This window comes from Pantoea sp. AS142 (assembly GCF_037152305.1).
In the GTDB taxonomy this organism is placed as follows: domain Bacteria; phylum Pseudomonadota; class Gammaproteobacteria; order Enterobacterales; family Enterobacteriaceae; genus Pantoea.
Genome location: NZ_JBBCMO010000003.1, coordinates 246,380 through 268,903, shown reverse-complemented (window position 1 = coordinate 268,903; position 22,524 = coordinate 246,380). Strand labels below are relative to the sequence as shown.

The window sequence follows — 22,524 nt, the reverse complement described above, 5'->3', positions numbered from 1 at the left end:
TCCGGCCCGCAGCGCTTCACGCCAACGATCGGCGCATAATTCTTGCACCGATTCTGGCCTTAATCGACTTGTGCGCGAAAAAACTCAGCTATACCAGCTAACCCCCTGTGGCACCCGCGAAAAACCGGCGTGACGCAACGCGTTAAGCAGCGGTGACAGCGACACCGGTTCACCATCCACCGTCTCCAGCGTGAAACTCGCAGACTTTTCACGTTTCAGCGCCGCGCCCAGCGCCGCCACTGCGGCCTCAAGCCGTGTGAGATCACGGGTAAACGTGAGCAACTCCTTACTTCCTGGCTTCAGATAGAGTATCAGCGCCCCGCCTGCGATCACCACCCGTGCGCCCTGACGTCGGGTCGGGCGGGTGCCGCTGGCATGGACAGGCCAGCTCAGCATCGCGCCAAACGGATTCGCCGGGTCAGGTGCGGCCAGCGCCACAGCCTCTGGAGCGGTCAAAGGATTTTCAGCCAGTGCCCGCAGCCGCTCAATGGTCTGGTGGTCGGCAAACTGCGCACCGCCCGCACCGGTGATAAACCGGCCGCGCAGCAGCCGTCCGGCATCTTCCATACTGCGTAACACCGGTTGTAACGCAGGGAATCCTCCGGGGATCGGCTCTGCAATCACGCAGCCACGGCTGATCACCCCATAACGGTCGAGCAGATTTTCCACCAGCGACACGGCAAGCCGGGCAGGCGTAACGGCCTGTCGGTTAACCCGCGACCAGCGGCCAGCCAGTGTGGTGACCGCCGGACGGCGCGCGGGAAGCGCACCTGAGGTGAAGCGCTGACCAAAACGGGTGCGCAGGGTACGCGCGGGACGTGAACGGATGACGCTTGTCGTGTTAAGCAGCCCACGAACCACAATCCAGCTATCGGCGGTGACATAGCCCTGCCACACCAGTTGCCACAGCGCGTCATAGATGTCGGTGGGTTGCGTCTCAACCTCTTGCATCTGCGCCATGATCTCATGAACAAACCACGAGCCACCGCGACTCAATGCGTCAAGAGTGTTCTGCTGAATCGACGTGAGAGGCTGCGTGCTGCCAATCACCGGCAGGGTTTCAGCGGCAAATTCAGTGAAGTGAAGTGAGATCAAACCATCATTTTGACCCAGCGCTTTATGTCCGCACCAGATCACCTCGCCACTGGTTAACAATTCGTCGAGCATTGCGGGCTGATAGTCGGCTATTCGGGCTCGCAGGATTTGTGACTCCCACAGCGAGGCCGGTAACGGCACGCCAGCGAGCTGCTCAATCACTCGCAACAGACCGCCGTCGCCCTGATGCACTTCGCGCTGCTGGTTAAGCACGCCGTGACGTTCCAGTAGCAGGCTGACCCAGGCAGCGGGTGGAACAGGCTGGGTTGCCTCGCGAGCTGATTGCAGTGCGCGTAATCGCAGCCGTTTAAAAATCGCTGTGGAGACCCATTCTGCTTCAGATTCGCCCGCTGCCGCGCCCATATTCATCAGGCTGCCCTGCTGATGGAGGGAAAGCAGCATCTTATTTACTATGGCCACCCCGAGACCAAAATGCGTGGCCAGTTGTTGGGCGGTGAACAGCGTATGGGTGCGGGCGTATCGGCTAATCAGATCGCGCAGCGGATCGGCCTGCGGCTCCAGAAATGTCTCGGGCAGATCGTCAGGCAGCACGATGGCCAGCGCATCGCGCAGGCGGGCCGCGTCTTCAATGACTGCCCAGCGATCCTCGCCTGCGAGTGTGACCGGGATAACCCGTCGGGCAGCAGCGAACGGCGTCAGCGCCTCAGCGACTTGTTGATCGTTGCCGCTAAAACGTGCCGCCAGGTCAGCAATAGAGAGCGGGCCAAGCTCGCGCAGCAGATCGATGATGCCTTCGGTTCGCTGTGCCTGATAGCGGGAATTGACGCGCTGCAGCTCCCGTTCAACCTGCTCAGCGACGTCAGCTGTGAGTAAATCACGCTTGCTGGTCTGGCCGAGCAGTTCACCCAGCAGATTGCTGTCAAGCGCCAGTAGTGAAGCGCGCAGTTCTGCCTGGGGGGCATCACTGGCGTAGATAAACTCTGCGACATAGCCGAACAACAGCGGGGCGGCAAAAGGGGAGGGCTGTTCGGTCGTCACCTCAACCAGTTTTACGCTGCCCTGTGCCAACTGTTCCATCAGCTGGTGCAGCGCAGGGAGATCGTAGACATCCTGCAGGCATTCGCGTGCAGTTTCGATCAGGATGGGGAAATCGTCGCACTGTCGTGCGACTTCCAGCAGCTGACCGGCGCGCAGCCGCTGCTGCCAGAGCGGCGATCGTTTTCCGGGATTACGTCTTGGCAGCAGCAGTGCGCGTGAGGCACATTCACGGAAGCGTGCGGCAAACAGCGCCGACTGGCCGACACTTTCCGTGACTTCCTGGGTGAGCAGGTCGGCGTCGAATATGAACAGGTCAGCACCAGGTAATTGTCCCTCACTGGCAGGAAAGCGGGCAACGATGCCGTCATCGCTGGCAGCAACAGAAGCATCAATGCCCATGCGTTGCTGGATACGAGCCGTAATCGCCAGCGCCCAGGGCGCATTGACCCGTTTTCCCCACGGCGAATGCAGGATCAACCGCCAGTCGCCGATTTCGTCCCGGCAGCGTTCAACCAGCAGCGTGCGATCATCCGGCAGCACGCCGGTCGCGTTGCGCTGTTCTGCCAGCAAGGCCAGCAAATTCGTCACCGCACTTGCATCCAGTCCCAGCGCCCGAAGCTGTTCTTGCGCAGAGTCCGGTGAAGCGGTGTTCAGCTGACGCAGAAACCTGCCGAGGCTGGCACCGGAATCAGCCGAGCGGCCAACGCCTTCTCCGCGCCAGAAAGGCAGACGAGCCTGACGACCAGGCGCGGGTACAACCAGCACCTGGTCGTAGGTAATCTGCTGTATCCGCCATGAGGTGGCACCCAGCGTAATGATGTCATTAACCCGTGATTCATACACCATCTCTTCATCCAGTTCGCCGACCCGGCGTGAGCCAGCCTGCTCTTCTCCTTCCGGCAGGACCACGCTGAACATGCCGCGATCGGGAATGGTGCCACCGCTGGTCACGGCCAGATGCTGCGCGCCAGGTCGCGCCGTCAAAATACCGCTCAGACGATCCCACACCAACTGCGGCCGCAGTTGAGCAAAGGCGTCGGATGGAAATTTTCCGGCCAGCATATCGAGCGTGGCATCAAACAGCCGACGTGACAGATCGCGAAACGGATCGGCCCGGCAGACCTGCGTGTACCACTCATCAACCTGCAACGGATCCATTGCGACGGCCGCCAGCGTCTGCTGCGCCAGGATATCGAGCGGGTTACGCGGCGGTGCGAGCGCATCAAGCTGGCCCGCCCGCATCGACTGCAGGGTCACGGCTGAGTCCAGCAGGTCGCGTCGGGTGCGCGGAAACAGGATGCCGGTTGATACGCCGCCAACCTGATGTCCAGCACGACCAACGCGCTGTAATGCGCTGGCGACCGACAGCGGTGCGCCCACCTGGATCACCAGTTCTACCGGCCCCATATCAATCCCAAGTTCCAGGCTGGAGGTCGCTACTACGCAGCGCAACCTGCCCTGCTTCAGGGCGGCTTCAATCTCGCCTCGCTGCTCCTTAGAAACGGAACCGTGATGTGAGCGGGCAATAAGATCGTCGCTGTCGTCAGAGGCTGCCTCCTGATCGTCAGCGTTTGTCTGCCGGGAGAGATAATGAGCGTTAAGTCGCGCTGTAAGTTTTTCTGCCAGGCCACGCGAATTCACAAACACCAGCGTGGCACGATGGGCCATCACCTGTTGCAAAATACGCGCTTCAATATGGGGCCAGATCGATCCACTGGCAGGCGTGGCTTCACTGGTCAGGTCACCAGGGCTGGCAATATCTGTCATATCCTCGACCGGCACCTCAATCGTCAGGTGTAGCGTGCGGTCGGCGGCCGGATTAACCACCTGCACGGGCTGACAGCCCCCAAGAAAGGCTGCGATACGCTCCACCGGTCGCACCGTCGCAGAAAGCCCGATACGCTGGGCAGGTTGTGGCAACAGCGCATCAAGACGCTCAAGGCTCAGCGCCAGCTGGGAACCGCGTTTTGACCCCGCCACCGCATGCACCTCATCGACAATCACTGTAATCACGCCTTGCAGCGTCGTGCGCGCTTTTGATGTCAGCATCAGAAAGAGCGACTCGGGAGTGGTGATCAGGATATCGGGCGGGCGGCGCAACAGCCTGGCGCGTTCTGCGCTGGGAGTGTCGCCGGAGCGCATCCCGATGTTCAGGATAAGCTCGGGGTCATTCAGCGCCTGCCGCTCGGCGTATACGCCTGCCAGCGGCTGATTCAGGTTGCGCTGCACGTCAGCGGCCAGTGCTTTGACAGGGGAAATATAGAGAATGCGGGTCGTGTTTTCTCGCGTGAGCGCGGGCTGGCCGGTTCTGACCTGAAACAGCGTGTCGATGGCGGTCAGAAAGGCCGCCAGTGTTTTTCCTGAGCCGGTAGGGGCGATCACCAGCGCATGTTCTCCGCTGGCGATGGCCTGCCAGGCGGCCTGCTGTACTGGTGTCGGGGCAGCAAACGCGGCAGAAAACCAACGTCGTGTGGCCGGTGAAAACCGGGCTAATACCACATCAGATTGGGATTTCGACATCATACTCACAACATCGCGCAGCAACTGCGCATGAAATTAATCCGTTGAGTGTAAGTGAAAATCGCCGTTTGTGTATCAGGGGGGCTCGTGATGGGATGTATTCAGTGACTGTTCAGGCCCGACCTGATGCGTCAAGGAATAGCTGCACTATCCCGTGATGGCAGCTTCAAAACTTGCTGGTTGCGCCAGCAACCTGACAGCAGGCCCGCCACGTCGTATGTCACCCGCGTCAGGTTGCCTTTTGCATCCGTGGTGGTCGGCATAGACGTAATGCGCCCTGGTAAGGGCGGCTTCACCGATGAACTGTTCGGTCACGCTCACCGGACGACCTGGCAGGGAGGGAACCTCATACTGCCAGGGATGGGTCACCACCTGGCTTCTGTCCTCCGTACCGTCGTCGTTCAGACTGACGGTGTTACCGTTATCCACGTCCTGCGTACCCAGGACACTGCCGGCCAGGTCGGTCTGAACTGGCCGATGGCCGCCGTTTCGTGCTGACACCGGGCCTCAGCTATCAGGTCGCGAACGAGGCTGAACTACATCGATCCTAAGCATCCACAGGCGCGCAACGCTTTATCGTTGACTAAGTTGACTATCAACCTCCCTGGTGATTATCCGCAGGTCATTCATCGCGTCATTGACACTTTTAAAAGTAAACTGAATCAGCTTTATAAAAATCAGCAAAATTAATGGCTTATTTCATCAGAGTTATCTGGTTCTGACAGGAATAATTTCCATCAGGTTGTATGCTTGAAGCCTTATAAAAAACGTTTTGTATTTACCTGATGTGAGGAAGCCTGTGCTGATAAAAAAGAAGAAAGTTCGTTCGCATACCGAAGACCGACTGCTGGCGTTGGTGCTGGCCACCACAGCCGGCATTCTTAATGCCATGGCGCTGGGCGCGTTTGGATTTTTCCCTTCGCATATGACCGGTAACACGTCGCAAATCTCCGCGGAAGTCACCACCAGCGACCTCCATATGATGCTGTTTTTAATGGCGCTGATTATTGCCTTTGTGCTGGGTTGTACCGTTGCCCGGCTGGCGGTAGTGATGGGGCTCAAACATAAGTTACGCACCATTTTCTGTCTGATCATTCTGGCGGAAGGGGCAGCGCTGACTGCAGCATCGATCTTTGAGAGTGTGTTTTACCGGCCAAGCTTTAACGGGGAAGTCCTGGTGATGCTGGGCTTTTTAATGGGGATTCACAATGCGACCTCGACGCAACTCTCCAATGGCCGCGTCAGATCGACCCATATTACCGGCACACTGACCGATGCGGGCATTGCGCTGGGTTCGTGGATCTTTGCTCACACTGCGCACGCTGTACATCTTGAAACCGACGATCGTCGTTTCTTCCAGAAGGTTCTGCACACCCATCTGACCACGGTGTTCTCCTTCCTGAGCGGCTGTATTGCCGGTCTGCTGCTGTTCAAAGCTTATGGCTTTAACGCAATGATAGGACTGGGCGTCTTTCTGATGCTGGTGGCCTTGACGGCCATTGCCGTCACCGTTCAGCGTACCCGCAGAAGCCTTTACTAATCCAGCCAGTCCCAGGGTTGTTCTGCCCTGGGACTGGCTGTTAAGCATCACCAGCTGTAGCCGCATGATTAACATCATGTCCGCGTATGCATGAGATGATTTCGCCTGAATCAGCCTTCAGAGATTTTGATGCGTGCATTCGGGCAAACCTTTTTTATCTCATCATTAACGGTGCGGACGACGTTGTTCTCAACCAGCATTTTGAATTTGAACTGCTGTCTAATCCCTTCAGATGAGCAATCCGTTGAGTTCGCAAGATTGACGGCTGCGCTGTAAGCGTCGTAACAACGCTTCTCGTCAGCTACGTCTGTTTTACACTGGCTAAAAACCTGAAAGGCAAGATCGGGGTTGCTGGCCAAAGAGTCAATCTCAGGATTGTGCTTCAGCTTGCTCAGGCCTGGCAGAAGCAGAAAGCCAGATATAAGCGTTGTGGTGAGTAGAATCAGGATGAAAGATTTATAGGTCACCGATTTTTCCTGTAGAAATTCGGACGTTTTGTTTTAGTTCGCTTAACAAAAAAGTTAATTTCGATGTTAACAAAATTTTTTAAACTGAACGGCAATCAAAGCATGAAATCCAGCTTTATATATCAAGCCAGGAGAGCATAAGTCATGGTTATTCATCAATTGCGTTTGAGGCGCTTGTGTTCGTCCATAATTTTCATTATTAACGCCTGCGTTTAAAGGGTCATGCGAAGTGTCATCACTGACGGGAGGGAGAAGGAGTAGCCCCGCTGTCCGCAAGCGGCTATGAGCAGGGCTCGTTAACCGCCTGACTACTTCAGGCCGTCATGTTGTAACGGGTGATGATATTGATTTTAGAATAGGGCGCGGGTGGTTCTGATGCGGGCAAGAATCCATGAAACTCGAGCAGCGTTCTGAAAGCGTGCAGCGCATCAAGCTGCAAATTATGTTCGATCAGCGCATCAATTTTACCGGCTTGCAGTAGTTCACAATTCTCCTGATCGAGATCGTGACCGATAAAGGCGTTAACCTGACGTTTTTGTTCGGCAAAAGCGCGCAGTATGCCGGGATTGCCACCGCCAACCGTATAGACTGCATCCGCATCCGTATGGCTCTGTAAAAATTGCGCCACCGACTGATACATCCGGGCGTCAATGCCATAACCGCCTGCCACCACACTGACCTGATGCTGTGGCGCAAACTGCTGCATCGCACGTTGAAAACCCTGGATTCTCTCCTGTTCGCCAATAAAATCGCGACTGCCGGTCACCGCAACGATATGGGATCGGCGAACCCGCAGCCATTTTGACATCAGAAAAGCCGCTACCTTACCGGCATCAAAATTATCCATCCCGATATAGCGCAGGCGCGCGCTGCCAGGTAAATCACTCATCATGGTCACCACCGGAACGCGTTGTTTCAGCAGCAATTCAAGGGTGGGATTAAGCTCTCCAGAACAGGCCGCCTTAAGAATGACGCCGTGACTGTGAAACGCCTTTTTGTTCAGCAGCGTGTTAATCGCTTCTGCCGTGAGATTCGCCCCGAAGTGGAAACGTAGCTGAAGTTTAAAGGCGGCGAAGCTGGCAATCTGACTGCTGAGTGCCTCACGTATCAGTGGCTGAAAGCGGTCAGGTGTATGCATGATCACGTCGAAATAGAGTGTTCTTCCCCTGGCGCGCCCTGCTTTTTGCATCAGTTCCAGATCCGCTATCGCCTGCTGGATTCGATGTTGTGTCCGGGCATGCACGTTGCCGCGCTGATGCAGGGCACGATCAATGGTCGCCAGGCTAAGACCTGACTGGGCAGCAATCTGTTTCAGGGTGAATCTGGCCATGTGCTACTCGTTACACCGGAAGTAAACGACAGTTTTATCATATTGCGGGCCAATAACCGCGATTGATCTGACCTTCTGATATCAGTGTACGACAGACCGGCCAGCCGGCCTGGTGAATAATCAAAAGAGGATTCTGGCAGTCTGGGGACCTGGCTTACCGGACCTACAGATTATCAAACCGTTTTCGCGGGGTTAACGACCCTGAATACCCGGACGTTCTGACAGTAATATATTGTAGCTATTGTGACCCGGTTTTAACTATTAAACGGTTCAGAGTGGGGCCGCGTAAAAATAACGGCAGATAATATTCTGGGTCTGTATAATTAATCATCGCTTTGCCGCTTCGCTTATATTTCTGCTAAGAGGGCTTTTATGTTTTTTGGCGCCAGCTAATGATAGACTGTACATGCATACACCGTGGGGAGGTCGTGTGAAGTACGACAATCATAACGAGATCCGTGCGCTGGTCGGCGCGGTGGTCAGTGATTTGATCAAGGCAGGAGAGCCGGTTCATTTTCATGACATTACGGACGCCCTGTTTCGCCTGAGCGAAGAGACGCGTGATAGCAGACTGAAAGCATTATGTCAGGAAGCGATAGGCTTTTTTACCCGCAAGATGCATTAAGGTTGATGGCGCCGGTGACTGGCGCCATCGCTGACGTTTGCCCGATTCATTTCCCGTCCCTTCGCACCGGTAAGAATAAGGTGCATTAAGTCATTGTGGCATTAACTGCACCTGAGGCTAATGTCAGTTTATAGATTGTTTTTAATTCAACCCTCAGCTTATTATAAAATGATTAAGGTCAGTCAAAGCTTCCCGGCAATGATCTATAACACCTGGTGGATATTTTAATAACGAAAGAGACTTTCATTGGATGCAATCATTATTTCCCTGAATGAGTATTATCTGAAATAAAAAGTGGAATCGGCGGACGAAAAATTAAATAACTGTAACGCCATCAGGATCTGCAGCATTTTATTCGCTGATAAGGGGCAGAGGGGCGTCTGGTAGTCAGCAGGCGTGATGAAGGAAATCTATAAGCATGAAAGGAGGGCAGCTTATCCTGCGTTACTGGCTGTAACGCAGGGCGGGGTATCAGAAGCCGGTATCGTCTGGCGTGCGGCCTACCACAATCTCCAGTGTCTTGCGCAGTACATCTATTTTAACAACGTCTGAAGTGCCTTCGAGTTCAGCGATCAGATAAAGGATGATCGATTTATTGGTCACGCGTCCCTCATCAGCCACAATGTCACGAATTATTGCGCCCAACAGTTCGGTTTCAGGAGCAAGCAAATCGCCTTCACTGCGAAAATACTCAATGATGGATAAATCTGATGAAGAGTGTTGCATGATTATTCATTCTCAGAAGAAAATTAGTCAGACGCATTGCGGAAAGTCAACAACGAGCACATTCGTTGTCTTCGTTTTATCCAGCCAGCCATAAAGCATTTTTCATTCAGGCTGCCGCTTCGCTTAAAATTAGCCACCTGTATCAGGTAAGCAACCCCTTCAGTTAGTGCTTTTTCGATCCATCTGGTGGGCCGTCACTGTTCATACGGTGTGTTGTATTCTCGCGTTCGGCAAGGTCACCCTTTACACGTTTACGCGCTGCAATCATACCGTTACGGACTTCGGTGATGGCTTTGCGGATAATCGCCACTTTTGCATTGTCATCGGCATCAGCGGCCATGAGCTCAAGCTGTTCGATCAGGGCATTACTGGACACCGATTTGTCTGACTTGAGCAATGTCAGAACGGCTTCGCCGATTATGACATCTGTCAGTTTCTCATCTTCACTTCTGTACATACTTGCATCTCTGATTGCTAATCAATGGCCATGCTGCTGATCCGTATGCATCTGCGGGCGCGACTGGTTGCGCCTGATACGGGAAAGCAGAACTGGGCTTTTTAACTTTGTTAAATCGTCCTGGCTGAATGGTTAACGCTGGCGTCCTGAATAACGATTACAAGAGTGAAATGGCCTTAGCCAACGCGACGGAAAAGCAGCGCGATTAGCTCATGCAGATGGCTCTCTTCTTCGGGCGTAACAGAGCGTTCAAGACGCAGCAGCAATTTACTGCAAATTGCTTTACGGCTGAGGCTATGACCTGCGCGCAGAATTTCCACGACAACCGAACCCAGTGTCTCCTGTTGCGAAGGGGAGCTAGCCTGATTGAAGTAACGGGCAATGTCACTAATCGCTTCCGGGGTTTGTCCGTTCTGACGCATGCTAATGTCCTCAGGGGGTTAAAATGTATCACGCTCTGGATGCGCAAGTTATACATCTTTCAAAAACTTGTACAGGATTTTGGATTTTTGGTGTTAATTTTTTTATGCAAAAAATGCTATGACTGTTGAATCAGTGTGTTACGAGGGAGTGGGGCGAGGTAAAAATTGTACCAGATTCCTGTACCGTTATCACCCTTCGCTGCCGACCTGAATAGTCAGGTCGGCAGCGAAGGGTAAAAAAGGTCATTGTTTAAAGAATATGTCATCAGCTGAAACAGGCATCGCAGTCTCTTTACCCAGGGTGGAGGAAAGCCAGTTGGCCGGGCCAGTGCTACGCGAACCAATGGTTTTAAAGCCCATCAGCCATTTGCGCGCATGCTGCAACTGTTCGAGGCGTTGCTCATTCACTTCAGATCCAGCCATAACCTGTAGCTCATTAATCAGCAGCTCAACGTTCACTTCCTGACCGGCGTTAAACAGGTTCATCGCGGCCTCGCCAATGATGACATTCGCTTTTTCGTCGCTGGAAAAATACAAATTATCCTCCTGAGTGATTGCGGTAAGTAACATTAACTGTAGCAAAAAAATTTACGAAACTTAATCAATTCAGCCTATCGATAAGATTATATTAATTGTTGAAATGCTGTGAGTGCGGCCAGGTTGCTGCTCAGCAGTGAATTAATTTTTTTTGCTAGTGCCATGCTAAGCGGCCTCTCTTTTCATTATTTCACCTCATTCCGCCATTTATTCAGGCGTGGATTACTCTGCCGAAACAGGCAGTGAACCCCTTGGCGGCACCCCTGATAGAACGCAAATTAAAACGTTGTTTATCAGCTGCTTAATTTTATTTTTTACAAAAATAGACATCAGACTTAGCGCACTGAAGAAACTTCACAAAGCGTACTCTTCCGAAAAATTATAGCCTGTGCTATAAAAAATAGCCTGTGCTAATTTAGTTGTCATTTTAATCATCTCTGGAGGTCGCACTATGGTGCTGACAAAGAAAACAACCACGATGCTGTTGAGCGCTCTGCTGACGACCCTGATGTCACTCAGCTGTTATGCAGCAGAAAAATTTAAGATTGTGACCACCTTTACAGTGATTGCTGATATGGCAAAGAACGTGGCTGGTGATGCTGCAGAGGTCACTTCCATTACTAAACCGGGTGCTGAAATTCATGAATATCAGCCGACACCTGGCGATATCAAACGGGCGCAGGGCGCGCAGTTGATTATGGCGAACGGGCTAAATCTCGAACGCTGGTTTCAGCGCTTTTATCAGCATCTGGATGGGGTGCCGGAAGTGGTGGTCTCTGCCGGCATTGAACCGATGGGCATTGGCGAGGGACCCTATAACGGTAAACCGAACCCGCACGCCTGGATGTCACCGGATAATGCGCTGATCTATATAGATAATATTCGTGATGCGCTGGTGAAATATGACCCGGCTCATGCGGCAACCTATCAACAGAACGCTGCCGACTATAAGCAAAAAATTACCTCTGCGCTGGGTCCGCTACGCCAGCAGATTGCCGACATCCCGGAGGAGAAGCGCTGGATGGTGACCAGCGAAGGGGCATTTTCCTATCTGGCACGTGACCTGGGCATGAAAGAACTCTACCTGTGGCCGATCAATGCTGACCAGCAGGGCACGCCGCAGCAGGTGAGGAAGGTGATCGATCAGGTCAGGAAAAATAGCATTCCGGCGGTGTTTAGCGAAAGCACCGTGTCGGACAAGCCCGCCCGTCAGGTCGCGCGCGAAACCGGTGCGCATTATGGGGGCGTGCTCTACGTCGACTCGTTAAGCAATGCTCAGGGACCGGTGCCAACCTATCTTGATCTGCTCAGAGTTACCACGGAGACGCTGGTGCAGGGCATTGAAGCCGGAGAGAAAACGCAATGACAGATACCATCGTGGTTTCCGATGTCACGGTGACCTATCGCAACGGTCACACCGCGCTGCATGATGCCAGCTTCAGCGTGCCGGGCGGATCAATTGCGGCGCTGATAGGGGTGAATGGCTCAGGCAAGTCAACGCTATTCAAAGCGCTAATGGGATTTGTCCGGTTAGCCAGCGGCAGCATCTCGGTGCTGGGCATGCCGACCCGCCAGGCGCTGCGTCAGAGTCTGGTGGCTTATGTGCCGCAAGCGGAAGAGGTGGACTGGTCTTTTCCGGTGTTGGTGGAAGATGTGGTGATGATGGGTCGCTACGGTCACATGGGTCTGTTGCGTCGTCCCAAACCGCACGACCAGGAGAGGGTTATTGAGGCGCTGGCGCGGGTCGATATGCTGGATTATCGCCATCGTCAGATTGGCGAACTCTCTGGCGGACAGAAAAAAAGGGTGTTTCTGGCACGCGCCATTGCCCAGCAGGGCAGCATTATCCTGCTGGACGAGCCGTTTACCGGTGTGGATGTTCAGACCGAGGCCAGAATTATCAGCCTGCTGGGTGAACTGCGCGATGAAGGCAAGACCATGCTGGTTTCTACCCATAACCTGGGATCGGTTACGGAATTCTGCGATTACACCGTGATGGTAAAAGGCACCATTCTGGCCAGCGGCCCGACCCGGACCACCTTTACCGGCGCTAACCTTGAGCGCGCGTTCAGCGGGGTGTTGCGGCATGTGATGGTGAAAGGGGTGGACGATCAAATCATCACCGACGATGAACGACCTTTTATCATGCCACGTGCCGCACGAGAGGAGGGGAACTGACCATGCTGCTGTTACTGGAACCCTTTGGTTATCACTACATGCTCAACGCGATGTGGGTTTCCGCCATGGTGGGCGGACTCTGCGCGTTTCTCTCCAGCTATTTGATGCTTAAAGGCTGGTCGCTGATGGGTGATGCGCTTTCACACTCTATCGTGCCGGGTGTCGCGGGTGCTTACATGCTGGGTCTGCCGTTTGCGCTGGGCGCGATTCTCTCGGGTGGGCTGGCGGCAGGCAGCATGCTGTTACTCAATCAGCGTACCCGCTTAAAAGAAGATGCAATCATCGGCCTGATCTTCTCCTCTTTCTTTGGTCTGGGCCTGTTTATGGTGTCGCTCAATCCGACTGCCGTAAACATTCAGACCATTGTGCTCGGCAATATTCTGGCGATTGCGCCAGAGGATATTCTCCAGCTGGCCCTGATTGGCGGGCTGTCGATCCTCATTCTGCTCTTTAAGTGGAAAGATTTGATGGTCACCTTTTTCGATGAGAACCATGCGCGCGCCATCGGGCTGCGGCCTGAACGGTTGAAACTCCTCTTTTTTACCCTGCTGGCGGTCTCAACCGTAGCGGCGTTGCAAACTGTCGGTGCGTTTCTGGTGATCTGTCTGGTGGTGACGCCAGGCGCGACGGCCTGGCTGCTTACCGATCGTTTTCCGCGGCTGCTGATGATTGCAGTCGCGATGGGCAGCATCACCAGTTTTCTCGGTGCATGGGCGAGTTACTATCTGGATGGTGCAACGGGCGGCATCATCGTGGTGGCGCAGACGTTGCTGTTCCTGCTGGCGTTTGTTTTTGCGCCAAAACATGGCTTGCTGGCTAACCGGCGTCGTGGCCGCCATCTATCCAAAAGGAGCCTGACTGATGTGGGTGGCTGAACCTTTCCAGTTCGCTTTTATGAACAGTGCCTTGCTTATCGCGCTGGTAGTGGCGATCCCCTGTGCGCTGCTGTCGGTGTTTCTGGTGCTGAAAGGCTGGGCGCTGATGGGCGATGCCATGAGCCATGCGGTGTTCCCGGGCATTGTGCTCGCCTGGATGGTGGGATTGCCGCTGGCGGTGGGTGCATTTGTTGCGGGACTATTCTGTGCTGTTGCAAGTGGCTTTTTGCAGGACAACAGTCGCATCAAGCAGGACACGGTTCTGGGAATCGTATTTTCCGGCATGTTCGCGGTGGGACTCATCCTCTACATCGCCGTGAAACCTGAAGTGCACCTCGATCATATTCTGTTTGGTGACATGCTGGGCGTTACCCGCGCTGATATTATTCAGACATCGATTATCGCAGCGGTGATCGTCGTAGTGATTGCGGTGAAATGGCGTGATTTTATGCTATTCAGTTTCGATCCCCAGCAGGCACAGATCGCTGGCTTACCTGCACGCTGGCTGCATTACGGACTGCTCTGCATGGTATCGCTGACCATTGTGGCAACGCTGAAGGCGGTGGGGATTATCCTGTCGATTTCGTTGTTGATTGCACCTGGCGCTATCGCGGTTCTGATCACCCGCCGCTTTTCACATGCACTACTGGTGGCGGTCGTGGTGTCGGTGCTGGTGTCGCTGAGCGGCGTTTATCTCTCGTTCTTTATCGACAGCGCGCCTGCACCCACCATTGTGGTGCTGTTTGCGCTCGTGTTTGTCGTTACGATGGTGATTGCGGGCCGTAAAACCCGGCAATTGGAACGTCAGCGGCTTAATGCCCGCTGACTGGCTATCGCGGCTGACACTCAGCCGCGATAGTGAACCGCCTCAATCAAAAGCGCGGGTGTGCTGCCTGCGGTTGTGATAGTAAAGGGAATCATCAGGGAAAGGTTCACAGCACTCAGCCAGCACCTGCACCAGACGGCCAATCTGAAGGTGTTCCGCAACGCTATCCTGCGGCACATAGCCGGTCCCCATCCCACTCAGCATCGCATCATTGCGCGATGAGAGTTGATTAAAGATTTACTGGCCTTGAATTTTGCTCAGAACTCTTTGCCATCACGCATACATTCCCCGCTATAGAGGCCCCGGCGTCGGTAGCCGCTGATGGATACCGTTCTGCCGCTGTAAATCATAGGGTGTTGCAGGTTTGCCATGCCGATCGCAATAGCTGCTGGCTGCCACCACGTTCCTATTCCAGTCCGGCCCGATGCGCACCGCCACTCTATCTTTTTCGACCTGTTCACCCAGTCGCGCGCGCGTCAAACGGCCACTGATAGTATCGGTCAGGCTGTTAACCACTGACACTTCCACATTTACATCGGGTAGCGCTGCAGTAAGGGCTTGAGCAGTGGCCAGAGTGTGTGGAGGTCAGCGCATATTCGCCTGCGGTGAGGCGAATGTTGCCTGAAACTTTACCCAGACCATTCGCCATATTGACCCGCTTGGTCTCGATTTCGCTGACCAGCGCGGCGTGCGCGTTAATCAGCCGTTGACCCGTTTCTGTCGGGGCCACGCAACGCGTGTGGTGCGCGAGTAAGCATAGGTTCAGACGCTCTTCCAGAGCGCGAATGGCGTGGCTCAGGGTGGATTACGACACCCCCGGTCTTGCGGCAGCCCGGGTGAAGCGGCGGTCCTCTACCCTCACCGCCAGAGAGAACAAATCACTAAATTTTGCTTTTAGCGTCGCCCCGCTGACCGGATAGAACAGTTCACGCTGCCGATACAGGTAATTTTCGATGTTACAGACAGTTTTGCTGCCTGACTGGATAGCAAGCCTGAAAGTGTGCTTCAGGTGAGCACTTTTTGCGGAATAATTAATGAGACAGCTGTATAAACCCTGTGAGCGCAACAGACAAAGTTATTTTTAAATAAAATTCATAAAATCAAAAGATTAAAAGCGCTATATCGAAGGTTTTATAACGCTTTATTTTCCTTTCCGCATCAGAAAACGCTGACTTTTTCCTGACATGCCCGCCAGGTTGCCAAAAAGCTGCTAAACCTTAACACAGAGATACGCGCGTAGAGATTAGGGTTATCACGATTTTCCCCGATTCAAATCCTGTCAGAAACATACCTATAAAAATTACATCTTTTAGCCCCCAACAATGGGAAGCAGACAATGTCGGAAAAAATATCGCTAACAATGCAGGTCAATGGCCATTCTCAACAGATGCAGGTCGATCCGCGCGTCACACTGCTCGACGCGCTACGTGAGCATCTTAACCTGACCGGTACCAAAAAAGGGTGCGATCAGGGGCAGTGTGGTGCCTGCACGGTGCTGATTAATGGGCAGAGGGTGCTGAGTTGCCTGACGCTGGCCGTTCAGGCGGACGGCGCCGAAGTGACCAGCATTGAAGGACTGGCCTCAAGCGAAGGTGAACTGCACCCGGTGCAACGCTGCTTTGTGGAAAATGACGCTTTCCAATGTGGTTACTGTACTCCAGGGCAAATTATGTCTGCCGTCGCCTGTATCAAAGAGGGCCATGCGGGTTCGGAAGATGAGATCCGTGAATATATGAGCGGCAACCTCTGCCGTTGTGGCGCTTATCCCCACATCGTGGATGCGATTAAACAGGCCGCAGCAGAGATGGCAAAGGAGTCCGCATGAATGAATTCAGCTGGAAAGTCGCGCAGTCGCCTGACGAGGCAGCAGCCCTGAAACAGCAGTCAGGCGGCCAGTTACTGGCGGGCGGCACCACGCAGCTTGATCTGATGAAGTGCGGAGTCTTCACGCCACCACAGTTAATTGGCGTCAGCGGATTAACTGCGCTTAAAAATGTGCAGTTTGACGACGAGAAAATCACTGCCGGTGCGCTGGTTACCATGAGCGCACTGGCTGATCATCCCGCCTGCCAGCTAAACGCGCCTGCTATCTATGGCAGTCTGTGGCAGGCCGCATCGCCACAGATTCGCAACATGGCCACGTTGGGCGGCAATTTACGGCAACGTACCCGCTGCGCCTATTACCGGGATCCGGCGACCTTTACAGCCTGCAACAAACGCCATCCCGGTTCCGGTTGCGCCGCACGGGATGGCGTCAACAGCAATCATGCGATCCTGGGTGCCAGCGATAGCTGCATCGCGGTTTATCCCGGCGATCTGGCGGTCGCGCTGGTGGCGTTTGACGCCATGGTGGTCGTGCAGAATCAGCGGGGCGAAACCCGTCGTATCGTGATTGATGATTTTTTCCTGTTGCCGGGTGACACGCCTGACCTGGAGCATGATCTGCGCGAGGATGAGATCATTGTGGCAATCGAAGTGCCGCAAACACCCTCTCTCCGTCACTCACACTACCTCAAAGTCCGTGACCGCAGTTCCTATGAGTTTGCTGCAGCCAGTGCAGCCGCAGGCTTCACGCTGGAGAACGGCGTGATGCGTCAGGTGCATATTGCGCTGGGCGGCGTGGCGACCAAACCCTGGCGGGCCAGATCGGTGGAGCAGGCGCTGGAGGGCCAGCCGTTCAATGAAGAGACGGTGTTCCAGGCGGCAGAACTGATGACACAGGAGACGCAGGCGCTGAACCACAACGCCTATAAAGTGAAACTGGTGCCGCGTGTGATTGCACGCGCGCTGATGGCAGCAGGAGAAACCGCATGAGTAACGTAAACGAAAAATCGCCTCGGGATTTACAAATGGCGACGGCGGCGAACTCAGCGGCAGCCCGTACTGACCTTGATCTGCAAAGTGATACAGCCACGCCTGAGACTGAAACTACCCGCCCGATTGAGGGACTGGGTACTGCGCGCTCACGGGGTGACGGCAAAGTAAAAGTGACCGGTGAGGCGCGGTATGCGGTAGAACATCAGCCGGAAAATCCGCTCTATGGCGTGGTGATCCAGTCCACCGTCGCCAGCGGCCATATCAGCCGAATGTCGACTGATAAAGCGCAGCAGGCAACGGGTGTGGTGGCGGTTTATACCCATCTGAACAAACTGAAGATCAACAAACCTACCGCGATTGCGGACGGCGGTGCGGCGCAGTCAACCTACACCCCGATTCAGGACAATGTGATTATTCACAACGGTCAGAACATTGGTCTGGTGGTGGCAGAGACTTTCGAGCAGGCGACGTATGCTGCCACGCTGGTGGAAATTGAGTATGAAACCTCACCTGCGCTCATTTTTGCTACTGATGAGGGCGTCGAGCCGAAACCGGTGTCGAAGCAGGATATCGAGATGGGCGATGCCCAGACAGCAATGCAGCAGGCCGAGGTGCGTCTCAGTCAGCGCTATACCACACCGCGCGAATACAACATGCCGATGGAGCCACACGCCTGTGTTGCTGAGTGGCAGGATGGACACATTACTGTCTGGGAGCCGAGCCAGTGGGTCGCGGGCGCGCAGGCGGAAATTGCCGAATGGATGGGCATTGACGTTGAAGACGTGCGGATCATTTCGCCTTATGTCGGCGGTGGATTTGGCTCAAAGCCGGTGCCGTATACTCACGTCGCGCTGGCCAGTGTCGCATCGCGGGCGCTGAAGCGTCCGATCAAAGTGTCGCTGACGCGTCCGCAGACCTTTACCGGCCTCGGTGGACGTCCTGCCACCTCACAGCAGCTGGAGCTGGGCGCCTCGCGTGACGGCAAAATCCAGGCGATTATCCAGCGCAGCTTCAGTGAAACGTCATTAATTGATGTGTTCGCTGAAAACTGCAGCAAAGTCACTGCCCGCATGTATGCAGTGGGTAACGTCTCCGCACAGCATCAGGTCAGGCCGATCAACACCGTAACGCCAGGCTGGATGCGTGCGCCAGGCGAAAATCCCAGCGCTTTTGGTCTTGAAGTGGCGATGGATGAGATGGCCTATGCCCTGAACATCGATCCACTGGAGCTGCGTCTGCGCAACTGGGCGGACAAAGATTATCAGCTCGATCTGCCGTGGAGTTCGCGTCGCCTGAAAGAAGCCTATCAGAAAGGGGCTGAAGCCTTTGGCTGGGACAAGCGCATCATGACGCCGCGCTCAATGCGCGAAGGACGTGAACTGATTGGCTGGGGCATGGCCTCGGGCACCTATCCGGTCAACAAACTGCCGGCAGAGGCGAAAATCATTCTGACGCCGCAGGGCAACTTTGTGGTGCAGTGCGCCGGTGCGGATATCGGCACCGGAACCTATACCATTCTGGCGCAGACCGCTGCCGACATTCTGGGCGTTGCCTCCACCACCATTGAAGTTCAGCTGGGTGATACCGCGCTGCCGCGTGCGGGTGTGGCGGGGGGGTCGCAGCTGGCGGGCAACGTGACCGCGGCGGTTAATGACACGGCCAAACGGATGCGCGACCAGCTTCTGAAGCTGGCCAGCGAACTGCCACAGTCGCCACTGAAAGGCACACTTGTGTCTCAGCTCACGCTGAATGGCGACGGGATACAGCATAACCGGCGCAGCGATCTCGCCGTTTCCTATGCTCAGCTGGCGACGCTGTCCCCGGCAGAGAGTCTGACGGTGAAAGGCGGCACCTTCCCGGACGATATGTCAGAAAGCGAGCGCGACAAGATGGTGCGTAACCTTAATGACGGCACCCAGCCCGAAAAGTTCTCTGCCCACAGCTGGAGTGTGCAGTTTGTTGAGGTCCGGGTTGATGAAGATTTCGGCACCATCCGGGTTAAACGGATGGTGGCAGCACTCGACAGCGGTCGTCTCTACAACCCGAAACTGGCGCGCAGCCAGTGGATTGGCGGCATGATTATGGGCGTCGGTCAGGCGCTGATGGAAGAGGGCATCGTCGATCCGCGCAATGGTCGGGTGATCAATAACAACCTGGCGGACTATCTGGTACCGGTTAACAGCGACATCCCGAGCATTACCACTATTAACGTTGGTGAGCCCGATTTTGAGGCGACGACCATGGGCGGTAAAGCGGTGGGTGAGCTGGGTATCGTCGGCGTGGCGGCGGCGATCAGTAATGCGGTTTTCCATGCTACGGGCAAGCGGGTGCGCGACTTACCGATTACTCTCGATAAGATTATCTGAGCCTGTGCCTGACCTGCTGCCAGCAGGTTGATCTGTGGATATGCGGGCGCGGGCTGAAGCCTGCGCCCGTTTTTCACGCTTAGCGGAGAGAAAGAGTGAAGATAGCGTTGGTTGTGCTGGCTGCGGGGCTGAGTCGGCGTTTTCGCCAGCAGGCGCGTGAGCATAAGCTGCTGGCCGACCTGGATGGCAAACCGGTGCTGCAACGCACGCTGGAGCAGGCGGCGGCCAGTGGGCTTGACCTGTTTGTGGTAACGCGCCCGGACGCTTCTGCAGTTCAGGCGCTCTGCACGCAGGCGACCCTGGTGCTGTGTGACAGCGGCGGGCTGGGCGAATCGATCGCCGCGGGGGTTAACGCCAGCCGCGACTATGATGGCTGGCTGATTGCGCTGGGCGATATGCCTTTTGTCACGTCTGAAAGTTACCGCGCCGTCAGCGCTGCGCTGGCGGATGCCCCGATCGTCAGACCGTGGATCGACGGCAGGCCGGGCCATCCGGTGGGCTTTCAGCACCGCTGCTACCCGATGCTGAGCACGTTACAGGGCGATGCGGGGCCACAGGCGACGGTCAGATCATCGGCCCTTCGGCTGCCGCTTCACGATCGCGGCTGCCTGTGTGATATCGATCTCCCCGCCGATCTCCAGTTAATAAAGGAGTTTTCATGATAACGCTGGATCAACGCGTGATTAATGCGGCAATGCGCAGTTATCAGGCGGGCCAGCAGGTCTGGCTCTGCACGGTGTTGCGCACCTATGGCTCTTCGCCGCGCGCGCCGGGCACCCTGATGACAGTTAATGAAACCGGCGCGTACTGTGGCTCGCTATCAGGTGGCTGCATTGAAGAGGATTTTCTGGCGCAGCTGGCAGCGGGTGCCTATCGCGCCAGCAGTCAACGGGTGCGGTACGGCGAGGGCGGGATACGTCCTGACGTCAGCCTGCCGTGCGGTGGCAGCCTGGAGATCGTCATTGAGCATTTGCCGCCCGATGACACCACGCTGGCGCTGCTGACGGCAATGCAGTGCGCGCTAAGCGGGCAACAGCCGATGGTGAAAATGCTACGCCCCGGCGAACGCGCGCAGTGGGAAGTGATCACCACCGATCGGGGGCTGCCTGCGCTGGATGCCAGTGAGCAGTTGATGTTACTGCCCGTAGGCGCGATACCGGAACTGCTGATCGCAGGCTACTCCAGCGTGGCGTTTGAGTGTATCCGGCTTGGACAGATCCTGGGTTTTCATGTGCGGGTCTGTGAGCACCGACCGCAAATGTTGACGGAGCTGGAGAGTCACTTTAGCGGCGCGGATAACGTGACGCTGGTGTCACAGCACCCGGCACGTTGGCTGGAGCTGAACGGGGCGCACGCGGCGGTGGCGATTGTGGCGCTGACCCACGATCCTCGCATCGACGATTTGACGATGATGGAAGCGATCGCCACGCCAGCCTTCTATATCGGCATCATGGGTTCGGCGAAAAACAGCGAGAAACGGCGGGCGCGACTGCAACGAATCGCCGGAATGGATCGTGCCGAACTGGATCGCATCCATGCGCCCATCGGCCTGCCTATCGGCAGCAAAACTCCGGCAGAGATTGCGCTGTCGGTGATGGCCGATATCGTCCGGGTGAAGAATCGCGGGCAGTCAGCCGCCTGAACCCGGCGTCGCCTCGGGTGCCAGCCGGTAGAGGTAGCTGCCCGACCAGGGGATCGGCAGGAAATCACGGAACATCTGCCGCAATGTCTGTTCAGGATCGACATCACGGAACAGTTGCGGATAGAGCGTGGTGGCGAAGAATTCTGTCGCCACTACGTGCCACGGACTGAGGTAAAAGTTGTGCCAGATTGCCCCGGCGTGACCGTCCCGCAATGCCGTCAGCTGCTTTAGCGCATTCTGCTGGCTGGTCAGTGCCAGCAGGCTCTGCCGGGTCTGCGCCGCCGTGACGGCGGGGCCGAGTTTCAGTGCCCCCGCCTCATCAGCGCTGCCGGTGCCGGTGGCAAAGTAGTAGTCTGGCTGTGCGGCAATCACGCGCTCTTCACTCAGCCGCCCGAACACCCCTTTTATCTGCTGACTGGCGATGTTATCGCCCCCGGCAAACCGCAGCAACTCACCAAGATTACCATTCACCGAGGTCACGCAGCATTCACTGCGCCGTCCGAGGTGCAGCTGCAACAGTACGGTAGGTTTAGGGCCGTGATAGCGCGCCAGCCGGCTCTCAATGCGCTGCATATGGCTGTGGTAAAAGCGATTAAAGTCAGCCGCCCGCTGTGGCTGATTCAGCACCTCGCCAAGCAGGGTGATGCTGCGCTCGGTATTTTTCAGCAGCTCAACCCGCAGATCGATCTTCACCACCGGGATATGCGCCGCGCTGAGCATCTTCTCCAGCACTGCTCCGCTTTCACTGCCGCGCGCCAGCTGCGGCAGGATCACCAGGTCCGGTTTCAGTGCGATCACCTGTTCGGGATTCATGTCATTGACGCCATCCAGACCCAGAACCGGAATATCTTCCATCTGCGGAAACTTACTGGCAAAAATTTGCCAGGTCTGGGGATCATACTTTTTCAGATCCTGCGGCCAGCCAGCGATATGCTGCAGGGGATTGCCGGGCGTCAGCAGCGCGACGCTATAGAGCATCCGGCTTTCACCCAGCACAATACGCTGCGGATGATCGGGGATAGTAACCTGGCGGCCGGTGATGTCGGTCAGCGTGCGTGCATCCGCCCCGGCGCTGGCCACTATCACGGTAAGCATCAGCAGC

20 protein-coding genes and 2 pseudogenes are annotated in these 22,524 nt (G+C 55.6%); 12 read left to right on the top strand and 10 right to left on the bottom strand.

Annotation, left to right across the window (positions count from 1 at the left end; all coding sequences use genetic code 11):
- Positions 1 to 84 precede the first annotated feature (84 nt).
- Both WFO64_RS09230 and WFO64_RS09225 read right to left on the bottom strand, forming a co-directional pair.
- Positions 85 to 4,614: an ATP-dependent helicase gene (locus tag WFO64_RS09230; RefSeq protein WP_442956143.1), complete on the bottom strand. Its 4,530-nt coding sequence runs from the start codon at positions 4,612 to 4,614 to the stop codon at positions 85 to 87.
- A 147-nt stretch (positions 4,615 to 4,761) separates the two neighbouring features.
- Entirely contained in the window at positions 4,762 to 5,115 is a 354-nt protein-coding gene (locus WFO64_RS09225; RefSeq protein ID WP_337010955.1) for a hypothetical protein, read from the bottom strand.
- On the opposite strand from WFO64_RS09225, the pseudogene WFO64_RS22550 reads away from it, so the two are divergent.
- Positions 5,079 to 5,165, top strand: a pseudogene (locus WFO64_RS22550) (DHCW motif cupin fold protein); the annotation flags it as partial. The gene WFO64_RS09225 and the pseudogene WFO64_RS22550 sit on opposite strands and share 37 nt — an antisense overlap.
- A gap of 248 nt (positions 5,166 to 5,413) precedes the next feature.
- A complete protein-coding gene (locus WFO64_RS09220; protein ID WP_337010953.1) occupies positions 5,414 to 6,154 on the top strand; it encodes a YoaK family protein in 741 nt (246 codons plus the stop codon).
- 110 nt (positions 6,155 to 6,264) lie between these two features.
- Here the strand turns inward: WFO64_RS09220 and WFO64_RS09215 are convergent, their stop codons facing one another.
- Together WFO64_RS09215 and WFO64_RS09210 are read right to left on the bottom strand one after the other, a co-directional pair.
- Complete coding sequence (locus WFO64_RS09215; protein WP_337010951.1) at positions 6,265 to 6,621, bottom strand: hypothetical protein; 357 nt, start codon at positions 6,619 to 6,621, stop codon at positions 6,265 to 6,267.
- Between the two features lie 313 nt (positions 6,622 to 6,934).
- Entirely contained in the window at positions 6,935 to 7,951 is a 1,017-nt protein-coding gene (locus tag WFO64_RS09210) for a substrate-binding domain-containing protein (protein ID WP_337010949.1), read from the bottom strand.
- Positions 7,952 to 8,381: 430 nt separating this feature from the next.
- On the opposite strand from WFO64_RS09210, the gene WFO64_RS09205 reads away from it, so the two are divergent.
- A complete protein-coding gene (locus tag WFO64_RS09205) occupies positions 8,382 to 8,576 on the top strand; it encodes a hypothetical protein (protein ID WP_337010947.1) in 195 nt (64 codons plus the stop codon).
- A 471-nt stretch (positions 8,577 to 9,047) separates the two neighbouring features.
- Here WFO64_RS09205 and WFO64_RS09200 read toward each other — a convergent pair whose 3' ends face one another.
- The 4 genes from WFO64_RS09200 to WFO64_RS09185 all read right to left on the bottom strand — a co-directional run bounded on the left by WFO64_RS09200 (position 9,048) and on the right by WFO64_RS09185 (position 10,718).
- Positions 9,048 to 9,302, bottom strand: a complete 255-nt coding sequence (locus WFO64_RS09200) for a biofilm/acid-resistance regulator YmgB/AriR (protein WP_337010945.1) — start codon at positions 9,300 to 9,302, stop codon at positions 9,048 to 9,050.
- A gap of 163 nt (positions 9,303 to 9,465) precedes the next feature.
- On the bottom strand, positions 9,466 to 9,759 hold the full coding sequence (locus tag WFO64_RS09195) for a hypothetical protein (RefSeq protein WP_337010943.1): 294 nt from the start codon (positions 9,757 to 9,759) through the stop codon (positions 9,466 to 9,468).
- Positions 9,760 to 9,935: 176 nt separating this feature from the next.
- Positions 9,936 to 10,181: a regulatory protein YcgZ gene (gene ycgZ, locus WFO64_RS09190; protein ID WP_337010941.1), complete on the bottom strand. Its 246-nt coding sequence runs from the start codon at positions 10,179 to 10,181 to the stop codon at positions 9,936 to 9,938.
- 243 nt (positions 10,182 to 10,424) lie between these two features.
- On the bottom strand, positions 10,425 to 10,718 hold the full coding sequence (locus WFO64_RS09185) for a hypothetical protein (protein WP_337010939.1): 294 nt from the start codon (positions 10,716 to 10,718) through the stop codon (positions 10,425 to 10,427).
- 451 nt (positions 10,719 to 11,169) lie between these two features.
- Between WFO64_RS09185 and WFO64_RS09180 the strand changes: the two genes are divergently transcribed.
- The 4 genes from WFO64_RS09180 to WFO64_RS09165 are packed head-to-tail and all read left to right on the top strand — an operon-like array spanning position 11,170 to position 14,597.
- Positions 11,170 to 12,084, top strand: a complete 915-nt coding sequence (locus WFO64_RS09180) for a metal ABC transporter substrate-binding protein (RefSeq protein ID WP_442956140.1) — start codon at positions 11,170 to 11,172, stop codon at positions 12,082 to 12,084.
- The gene (locus WFO64_RS09175; protein WP_337010937.1) at positions 12,081 to 12,896 is read left to right on the top strand and encodes a manganese/iron ABC transporter ATP-binding protein; all 816 of its coding nucleotides are present in this window, start codon (positions 12,081 to 12,083) and stop codon (positions 12,894 to 12,896) included. The genes WFO64_RS09180 and WFO64_RS09175 overlap by 4 nt, the downstream gene beginning before the upstream one ends.
- 2 nt (positions 12,897 to 12,898) lie before the next feature.
- Positions 12,899 to 13,771: an iron/manganese ABC transporter permease subunit SitC gene (gene sitC / locus WFO64_RS09170; RefSeq protein ID WP_337010935.1), complete on the top strand. Its 873-nt coding sequence runs from the start codon at positions 12,899 to 12,901 to the stop codon at positions 13,769 to 13,771.
- Positions 13,758 to 14,597, top strand: a complete 840-nt coding sequence (locus WFO64_RS09165) for a metal ABC transporter permease (protein ID WP_337010933.1) — start codon at positions 13,758 to 13,760, stop codon at positions 14,595 to 14,597. Before sitC ends, WFO64_RS09165 begins: the two co-directional genes overlap by 14 nt.
- Positions 14,598 to 14,617: 20 nt before the next feature.
- On the opposite strand, the pseudogene WFO64_RS09160 reads toward WFO64_RS09165, so the two are convergent.
- Positions 14,618 to 15,522, bottom strand: a pseudogene (locus tag WFO64_RS09160) (LysR family transcriptional regulator).
- Between the two features lie 435 nt (positions 15,523 to 15,957).
- On the opposite strand from WFO64_RS09160, the gene WFO64_RS09155 reads away from it, so the two are divergent.
- From WFO64_RS09155 to WFO64_RS09135, 5 genes are all read left to right on the top strand, one after another.
- Positions 15,958 to 16,422, top strand: coding sequence for a (2Fe-2S)-binding protein (locus WFO64_RS09155; protein ID WP_337011048.1), 465 nt, complete (start codon positions 15,958 to 15,960; stop codon positions 16,420 to 16,422).
- On the top strand, positions 16,419 to 17,411 hold the full coding sequence (locus tag WFO64_RS09150) for an FAD binding domain-containing protein (protein ID WP_337010931.1): 993 nt from the start codon (positions 16,419 to 16,421) through the stop codon (positions 17,409 to 17,411). Before WFO64_RS09155 ends, WFO64_RS09150 begins: the two co-directional genes overlap by 4 nt.
- The gene (locus WFO64_RS09145; RefSeq protein WP_337010929.1) at positions 17,408 to 19,780 is read left to right on the top strand and encodes a xanthine dehydrogenase family protein molybdopterin-binding subunit; all 2,373 of its coding nucleotides are present in this window, start codon (positions 17,408 to 17,410) and stop codon (positions 19,778 to 19,780) included. The genes WFO64_RS09150 and WFO64_RS09145 overlap by 4 nt, the downstream gene beginning before the upstream one ends.
- A 95-nt stretch (positions 19,781 to 19,875) precedes the next feature.
- A complete protein-coding gene (locus tag WFO64_RS09140) occupies positions 19,876 to 20,442 on the top strand; it encodes a nucleotidyltransferase family protein (protein WP_337010928.1) in 567 nt (188 codons plus the stop codon).
- Positions 20,439 to 21,422 (top strand): XdhC family protein, encoded by a 984-nt coding sequence (locus tag WFO64_RS09135; protein WP_337010926.1) that lies wholly within the window; start codon positions 20,439 to 20,441, stop codon positions 21,420 to 21,422. The genes WFO64_RS09140 and WFO64_RS09135 overlap by 4 nt, the downstream gene beginning before the upstream one ends.
- On the opposite strand, the gene WFO64_RS09130 is transcribed toward WFO64_RS09135, so the two are convergent.
- The gene (locus tag WFO64_RS09130) at positions 21,411 to 22,517 is read right to left on the bottom strand and encodes an ABC transporter substrate-binding protein (protein ID WP_337011046.1); all 1,107 of its coding nucleotides are present in this window, start codon (positions 22,515 to 22,517) and stop codon (positions 21,411 to 21,413) included. The genes WFO64_RS09135 and WFO64_RS09130 overlap by 12 nt on opposite strands.
- Positions 22,518 to 22,524: the final 7 nt, after the last annotated feature.

What these genes read in the sequence shown, in the direction of transcription:
- WFO64_RS09135 (WP_337010926.1), top strand. Translation starts at nt 20,439, where the DNA reads ATGATAACGCTGGATCAACGCGTGATTAATGCGGCAATGCGCAGTTAT.
- WFO64_RS09145 (WP_337010929.1), top strand. Translation starts at nt 17,408, where the DNA reads ATGAGTAACGTAAACGAAAAATCGCCTCGGGATTTACAAATGGCGACG.
- WFO64_RS09150 (WP_337010931.1), top strand. Translation starts at nt 16,419, where the DNA reads ATGAATGAATTCAGCTGGAAAGTCGCGCAGTCGCCTGACGAGGCAGCA.
- WFO64_RS09130 (WP_337011046.1), bottom strand. Translation starts at nt 22,517, where the DNA reads ATGCTTACCGTGATAGTGGCCAGCGCCGGGGCGGATGCACGCACGCTG.
- WFO64_RS09175 (WP_337010937.1), top strand. Translation starts at nt 12,081, where the DNA reads ATGACAGATACCATCGTGGTTTCCGATGTCACGGTGACCTATCGCAAC.
- WFO64_RS09210 (WP_337010949.1), bottom strand. Translation starts at nt 7,951, where the DNA reads ATGGCCAGATTCACCCTGAAACAGATTGCTGCCCAGTCAGGTCTTAGC.
- WFO64_RS09200 (WP_337010945.1), bottom strand. Translation starts at nt 9,302, where the DNA reads ATGCAACACTCTTCATCAGATTTATCCATCATTGAGTATTTTCGCAGT.
- ycgZ (WP_337010941.1), bottom strand. Translation starts at nt 10,181, where the DNA reads ATGCGTCAGAACGGACAAACCCCGGAAGCGATTAGTGACATTGCCCGT.
- WFO64_RS09155 (WP_337011048.1), top strand. Translation starts at nt 15,958, where the DNA reads ATGCAGGTCAATGGCCATTCTCAACAGATGCAGGTCGATCCGCGCGTC.
- WFO64_RS09180 (WP_442956140.1), top strand. Translation starts at nt 11,170, where the DNA reads ATGGTGCTGACAAAGAAAACAACCACGATGCTGTTGAGCGCTCTGCTG.
- WFO64_RS09165 (WP_337010933.1), top strand. Translation starts at nt 13,758, where the DNA reads ATGTGGGTGGCTGAACCTTTCCAGTTCGCTTTTATGAACAGTGCCTTG.
- WFO64_RS09195 (WP_337010943.1), bottom strand. Translation starts at nt 9,759, where the DNA reads ATGTACAGAAGTGAAGATGAGAAACTGACAGATGTCATAATCGGCGAA.
- sitC (WP_337010935.1), top strand. Translation starts at nt 12,899, where the DNA reads ATGCTGCTGTTACTGGAACCCTTTGGTTATCACTACATGCTCAACGCG.
- WFO64_RS09230 (WP_442956143.1), bottom strand. Translation starts at nt 4,614, where the DNA reads ATGTCGAAATCCCAATCTGATGTGGTATTAGCCCGGTTTTCACCGGCC.